The sequence below is a fragment of the Neobacillus drentensis genome (genome assembly GCF_036962765.1).
Lineage (GTDB): Bacteria > Bacillota > Bacilli > Bacillales > Cytobacillaceae > Neobacillus > Neobacillus drentensis_C.
In genome coordinates, this window is the sequence record NZ_JBALOS010000085.1 from 19187 (window position 1) to 24847 (window position 5661).

At 38.0% G+C, this 5661-nt stretch carries 5 protein-coding genes; 3 read left to right on the forward strand and 2 right to left on the reverse strand.

The features are described 5' to 3' along the window. On the reverse strand, window positions 1-612 hold a 612-nt coding region (locus V7137_RS12405), incomplete at its 3' end, for a metallophosphoesterase (RefSeq protein WP_335698374.1). A gap of 388 nt (window positions 613-1000) precedes the next feature. Between V7137_RS12405 and V7137_RS12410 the strand changes: the two genes are divergently transcribed. Next, the gene (locus V7137_RS12410) at window positions 1001-2800 is read left to right on the forward strand and encodes a S9 family peptidase (RefSeq protein WP_335698375.1); all 1800 of its coding nucleotides are present in this window, start codon (window positions 1001-1003) and stop codon (window positions 2798-2800) included. Window positions 2801-3039: 239 nt separating this feature from the next. After that, the gene (locus V7137_RS12415; protein WP_335698376.1) at window positions 3040-3183 is read left to right on the forward strand and encodes a hypothetical protein; all 144 of its coding nucleotides are present in this window, start codon (window positions 3040-3042) and stop codon (window positions 3181-3183) included. A gap of 60 nt (window positions 3184-3243) precedes the next feature. Here V7137_RS12415 and V7137_RS12420 read toward each other — a convergent pair whose 3' ends face one another. Next, complete coding sequence (locus V7137_RS12420; protein WP_335698377.1) at window positions 3244-3915, reverse strand: cell wall hydrolase; 672 nt, start codon at window positions 3913-3915, stop codon at window positions 3244-3246. Window positions 3916-4226: 311 nt separating this feature from the next. On the opposite strand from V7137_RS12420, the gene V7137_RS12425 reads away from it, so the two are divergent. Continuing rightward, complete coding sequence (locus V7137_RS12425; RefSeq protein WP_335698378.1) at window positions 4227-5606, forward strand: amino acid permease; 1380 nt, start codon at window positions 4227-4229, stop codon at window positions 5604-5606. The last annotated feature ends 55 nt before the right edge of the window (window positions 5607-5661 follow it).

Here is a 5661-nt window from a genome sequence, read left to right on the forward strand (position 1 = left end):
GTTCAATACAATGCCAATAAATCCGATAGATATTCCATTCAGACTGATAATTTTATAGGGAGGGAGGAGTGGTTTACGCGTCTTTACATCAATTACATTAGCACATATATAGGGGAATTGAGCACCTTCAAAAAATCCTGTTTTGAGGTGGAACCCGCCATGGATCAACCGCATCATTTCTTGCACGCCTTGATCAAATTCATGATTTCCTGGGGTTCCTAAGTCAAAGCCAATTTTGTTTAATACTTTAATCGTTGGTTCGTCTTGCAGAAGCGAGGAGACGGGTGCACTTGCGCCGACCATGTCACCTGCATGGACTAAAAGGGTATTTTTGTTTTCCGCTTTCTTTTGCTTCAAATAGGCAGCTAGATACTCAACACTGCCCACATCCCTTCGGTTAAATTTGCGGGTGATGTTTAATTGACCGTGCAAATCGTTTACGCCGAGTAATTGCACTTGAATGAAACGGTTCTTAGTAATCTCGGTGTTATTGGGTACGCCTGGTGTCTCCGGTTCACCAGAGGCCATAACAATGCCCGCAGCTAAGGTAGTCGTAAGAACTAAAGCAGTTACTGCTTTTTTCAATACGTTCCAATTCAATGTTTCTCTCACTCTTTTCTCGCCTCCAAATCCTCTAGTTGTTTACTTCTTTAGCTTAAAGAAGGATTGTTAAATCTGCTTAACATTTTTGTGAATTTTCAGTTAATTATTGAATAAAGGAGTGGAAAGGAAAGAGTCTTCCCATACACGGGAAGACTCTACTTTATCAGTGACAGAATCAAACAAGTGAGGTTTCAAAAGTTTTTCTTTTAAAGGTAATTAAACATTACTCTAGCCATATAGAATAATATGGATTGGTTGTAAATATAATGGATTGGATAGAGTGATGCAAACTTAATTGATCCTTCTAATGGATAAAAGATACATGACATTCTTCATGACTCTTTTACATATTCTCTTGAGTGTTCAATTAATGCCTTAATTGGAATGGGGGATGTTTATGGTTGCCATTGGTATAGAACCGTATTTACATGTTCGCTTTGCCAAAAATCCAGTATACGATCCAATTGGTCACAAGATAAGTTTTATCGCTGATTATACTGGTTTGCCACAAGTTTGGGAACTTAATCTAGGGGAAGGCAGTGACGGATGGCCTGTCCAAACTTCCTTTACAAAAGAAAGAATCACCTTTATCAGCTATCTAAATGGTAAATCTAATTTAATTATTGGTATGGATGATGGCGGCAATGAAAATCAGCAACTGTATTTACTTAAGGAAGAAGGGAAAATAATTGAGTTGACAAACTCACCTGACCATATACACCGTTATGGAGGAAGCTCTCCAGATGGAAAATGGATTGCCTGGTCGAGTAATCGTCGGAATCCAGCTTTTTTTGATATCTATATTCAAAATCTGGAATCGTTGGATTTCCGTCTTTTGAATGCTGGTGATGGGATATTTTCAGTGGCTAAATGGTCTCCTGATGGTAAATCCATTTTGGTCCAGAAGACAAATTCCCCTCTAGATAATGATTTAGGCATAATCGACCTTTCAACAGGGTCGATGAACTGGTTAACAGAACATACAGGGGAAGCTAGTTTTAAAGATGCCCATTTTAATAAGAATGCGGACCATATTTATTTATTATCGAATAAAGACAGAGAATTCTATGGGCTTGCCCTTATTAATTTAAAAACCAAACATTTCGAATGGCTAGAGCAGGGAAAGTGGGATTTTGAGGAATTGGCTATGAGTAGTGATAAAAATTTGTTAGCTTATTCGATAAATGAGGGAGGAATTTCCAAGGGGGTACTTCTAGACATAAATCGCAGTCGCCTTTATACGTGGAAAACTCCAATCGGAGTCATATCAAATCTAAAATTTTCCCCTGATAGCCAAAAACTAGCCTATGTGTTTAGGGGAGCGGCATATCCTTCTGATATCTGGGAACTTGACCTAAAGACCATACTGGCGGAGAGGCTTACATATGTTTCCCGCTCACCAGTGCTGGAAAATAAATTTGTTGAACCGGATCTAATAACCTTTCGCTCTTTTGATAACCTCGAAATTCCCGCCTTTTATTCAAAGCCAAAAGATTCCACTGTAAAACATCCAGCTGTCATTTACATTCATGGCGGGCCTGAGAGTCAAGCTCGTGCAGTATATAACCCCGTTCTGCAGTATTTACTAAACCAGGGTTATGCCGTTTGTACACCAAACATTCGGGGAAGTACTGGTTACGGAAAAAAGTTTACACATTTGGATGATGTCCGAAAAAGAATGGACGCAGTAAAGGATCTCGTTTTTTTAGTGGAATGGCTAAAGGTGAATGGGAATGTAGATTCTAAAAAGATCGGGATCATGGGGGGCAGCTATGGCGGGTTTATGGTTCTTGCTGCCATCAGTCACTATCCACAGCTTTGGTCCGCTGCTATTGACATAGTGGGAATGTCCAGCCTAAGATCGTTCCTTCAAACAACCAGTCCGTGGCGTAAGAAGCATAGGGAGAGTGAATATGGAACAATTGAAAGAGACGGAGAATTTTTTGATAGGATTGATCCATTAAATTATGCAGATCGAATTACCACCCCATTATTAGTTATTCACGGGAAGGGCGATCCGCGTGTCCACATAAAAGAATCTGAGCAAATTGTTGATAAACTAAAGAAACGAAATCACTTAGTTGACTTTATTTGCTTCGAAGATGAAGGCCATTCCATCCTAAAACAGAAAAATAAAATGATTGCCTATAAGGAAATGGTTAAGTTTCTTGATCGTTATATTGGTAATGGTTCCTAACTCGAGGAGGTTATGAAAATTCCCAAGAGTAGCGGGAAAGCTGATTTAAACTTAGGCAACAGCTTGTTAAGCTGGCAGTTCAATAAGTGATATTCAAAACGGCTCCCGGAATTCGGGGGCCGTTTTGAATTAGCACGGCTTTGAGGTTAACCATTTCAAAATCTATACCATTTTAATCAGCTCTATTGTGGGTATAACAAAATAGTAATGGTTTATTGGTATTTTAGAGGAGGTAAAAAATGAAATGGAAAGGAAGACGGCAAAGCTCAAATGTTGAAGACAGAAGAGGAAGAAACGTTGGTTTACTAAAGGATTCAAAAACGGCACCATTGAGGGAGGAGATGCCTTTCAAGCAGCAAACCTTTAAATGGTTTCAACCGTAAGGATGATTAAGAACGTTGTTTACAAGCTAAAAAAGCCGTCATTCAACGGCTTTTTATTCTTTATTTTGCGAAAACATGATCCCCAATCGTCTTTACTACTGTACGAGTACGAATCCATTCATCCTCTGCAATTTTTGGGTTGTAGAAATAAATGGAATCATTTAAACGATCTTCTCTAGTTAGTGCTACTTCTACTGCGCGTTTTGACTCATTAGATGCTGGCTTATTAATTTCACCATTTTGAACAGGTGAAAAGGCATAGGTATTCCCTACGACTTGTTTAATTACACCTGTAACTGTATCTGGGAAATCAGGAGAATCAACTCGATTTAATACGACAGTCGCAACTGCTATTTTTCCTTCATAGGATTCACCTTTTGCTTCAGCTTCTACTAATCGGGCAAATAAGTCTTTCTCTTTATTTGAAATTGTAACGGCTGGTTTCTTTTTTTCTTTTTTTTTAATTTCAGGTTTTGATGATTTTTTTGCTGCTACTTTCGGTTGATTAGGATTTTGCAACATCTCTTGTATATAAACCCAATTGTCAGGACGATTATTAACTTGTTCTATATGTTCTGTGTTTAATCCAAATTGTTGTCCCAGTTCCTGAAGGTTATCTTCTTTTACAACTGGAGATTTGGTAATTGCCTCGACCGTATTATTTTGAAAACCTATAGATGCAAATGTAGCGACACAAGCTACAACTAATGTTTTCATGTAATTGTTTTTCATGTTGCTACCTCCTGTAAATTCGTATGGTACTACTTTATCATGTGCTAGTACACGAATTACAGAACGCTTCTGTTACATTTCTTTATAGTTTGATGAACAATATTACGGGTAAAATAGAATTATGACATTATTCCTATATAAATGACATATTCGACCCAATATTACGAAATAGAGGAATATTTTACTGAGCATTTCTTGTAATAATTGAAGTTAGAAGTAGAAGTTTGAATTGAATGAATATTCTTTCATGTGGAAAGGAAAATCTAACTTAGTTATTCTAATAGAATAATTAAGAAGGGTGGAATCATGGTGTGGGCATAAATCACAAAGATGAGAATTTACAACGAGGTCTAAATAACAGACATATCCAGTTAATTGCACTAGGAGGGGCGATTGGAGTCGGTTTGTTCTATGGTTCAAGTGCAACGATTCAGATGGCAGGTCCGTCCATTTTGCTTTCCTACTTAGTTGGAGGTCTAGTTATTTTTACCATTATGAGAGCGTTAGGGGAAATGGCTGTTGATGAGCCAGTTTCGGGTTCATTTAGTTCCTACGCTAATCGTTATTTAGGGCCATTTGCGGGGTACTTAACAGGTTGGACCTATTGGTTTATGTGGGTTGTTGTCGGGATGGCAGAAATTACAGTTGTCGGTGTTTATGTGAATTATTGGTTTCCTGATATTCCACAATGGCTGACAGCACTTGCCACACTTCTTGTGATCACAATGATAAACTTGACTAGTGTAAAAGCATTTGGAGAGTTTGAATTTTGGTTCGCGATGATTAAAGTGATTGCGATTATTGGAATGATTGTGGTTGGATTAGGAATGATCCTTCTAGGGATCGGCAACCAGGGTCAACCAATCGGTTTTAGCAATCTTTGGGCACATGGCGGTTTTATGCCAAATGGTTTGCAAGGTATTTTAATGTCATTGGTTTTGGTCATGTTTTCATTTGGCGGGGTAGAATTGGTCGGTATTACAGCAGGGGAGGCTAAGAACCCTCGTAAATCGATCCCAACTGCCATTAACAATGTGGTCTGGAGGATATTAATTTTTTATATTGCAGCATTAGGAATCATGATGAGTTTATATCCTTGGAACGAAGTAGGGACAAATGGCAGTCCATTTGTATTAATTTTTGATAAAGTTGGTATACCTGGTGCGGCACATATTATTAACTTTGTTGTGTTAACAGCAGCTTTGTCTGCTTTTAATAGCGGTCTTTTCAGTACAGGAAGAATGCTTTACAATTTATCACTCCAAAATAACGGACCCCACTATTTTGGAAAGCTCAACAAACATTTGACACCAAAACGTGGCATTCTATTTTCGTCCTCCATTTTACTTGTGGCCGTATTTTTAAATTATATTGTTCCTGAAAAAGTATTTATGTATATATCTTCAGTCGCAACCGTAGCCGTTATCACTAGCTGGACAATTATTCTGATTACACAAATAAAGTTCCGGCAATCAAAAACAAAAGAAGAAGTAAGAAAACTAGCATTTAAAATGCCGCTCTATCCAGTATCAAGTTACCTCGCTCTTATTTTTTTAGCATTTGTGGTCGTATTAATGGCTTTTATTGAGGAAATGAGAGTCGCCTTAATCGTCGCACCTATTTGGTTTTTGGTCCTATATGTTGGTTACCGATTAAAAAAGACCGATTCACCCAAGAATTCAAATAAATAAGGAAAAGTAAGTAAAAGAGATGCAAAAGTGCATCAATAAAAAGGTGTCAGGCACC

Coding starts and splice junctions, on each gene's coding strand:
- V7137_RS12410 (WP_335698375.1), top strand. CDS start 1,001: ATGGTTGCCATTGGTATAGAACCGTATTTACATGTTCGCTTTGCCAAA.
- V7137_RS12415 (WP_335698376.1), top strand. CDS start 3,040: ATGAAATGGAAAGGAAGACGGCAAAGCTCAAATGTTGAAGACAGAAGA.
- V7137_RS12420 (WP_335698377.1), bottom strand. CDS start 3,915: ATGAAAAACAATTACATGAAAACATTAGTTGTAGCTTGTGTCGCTACA.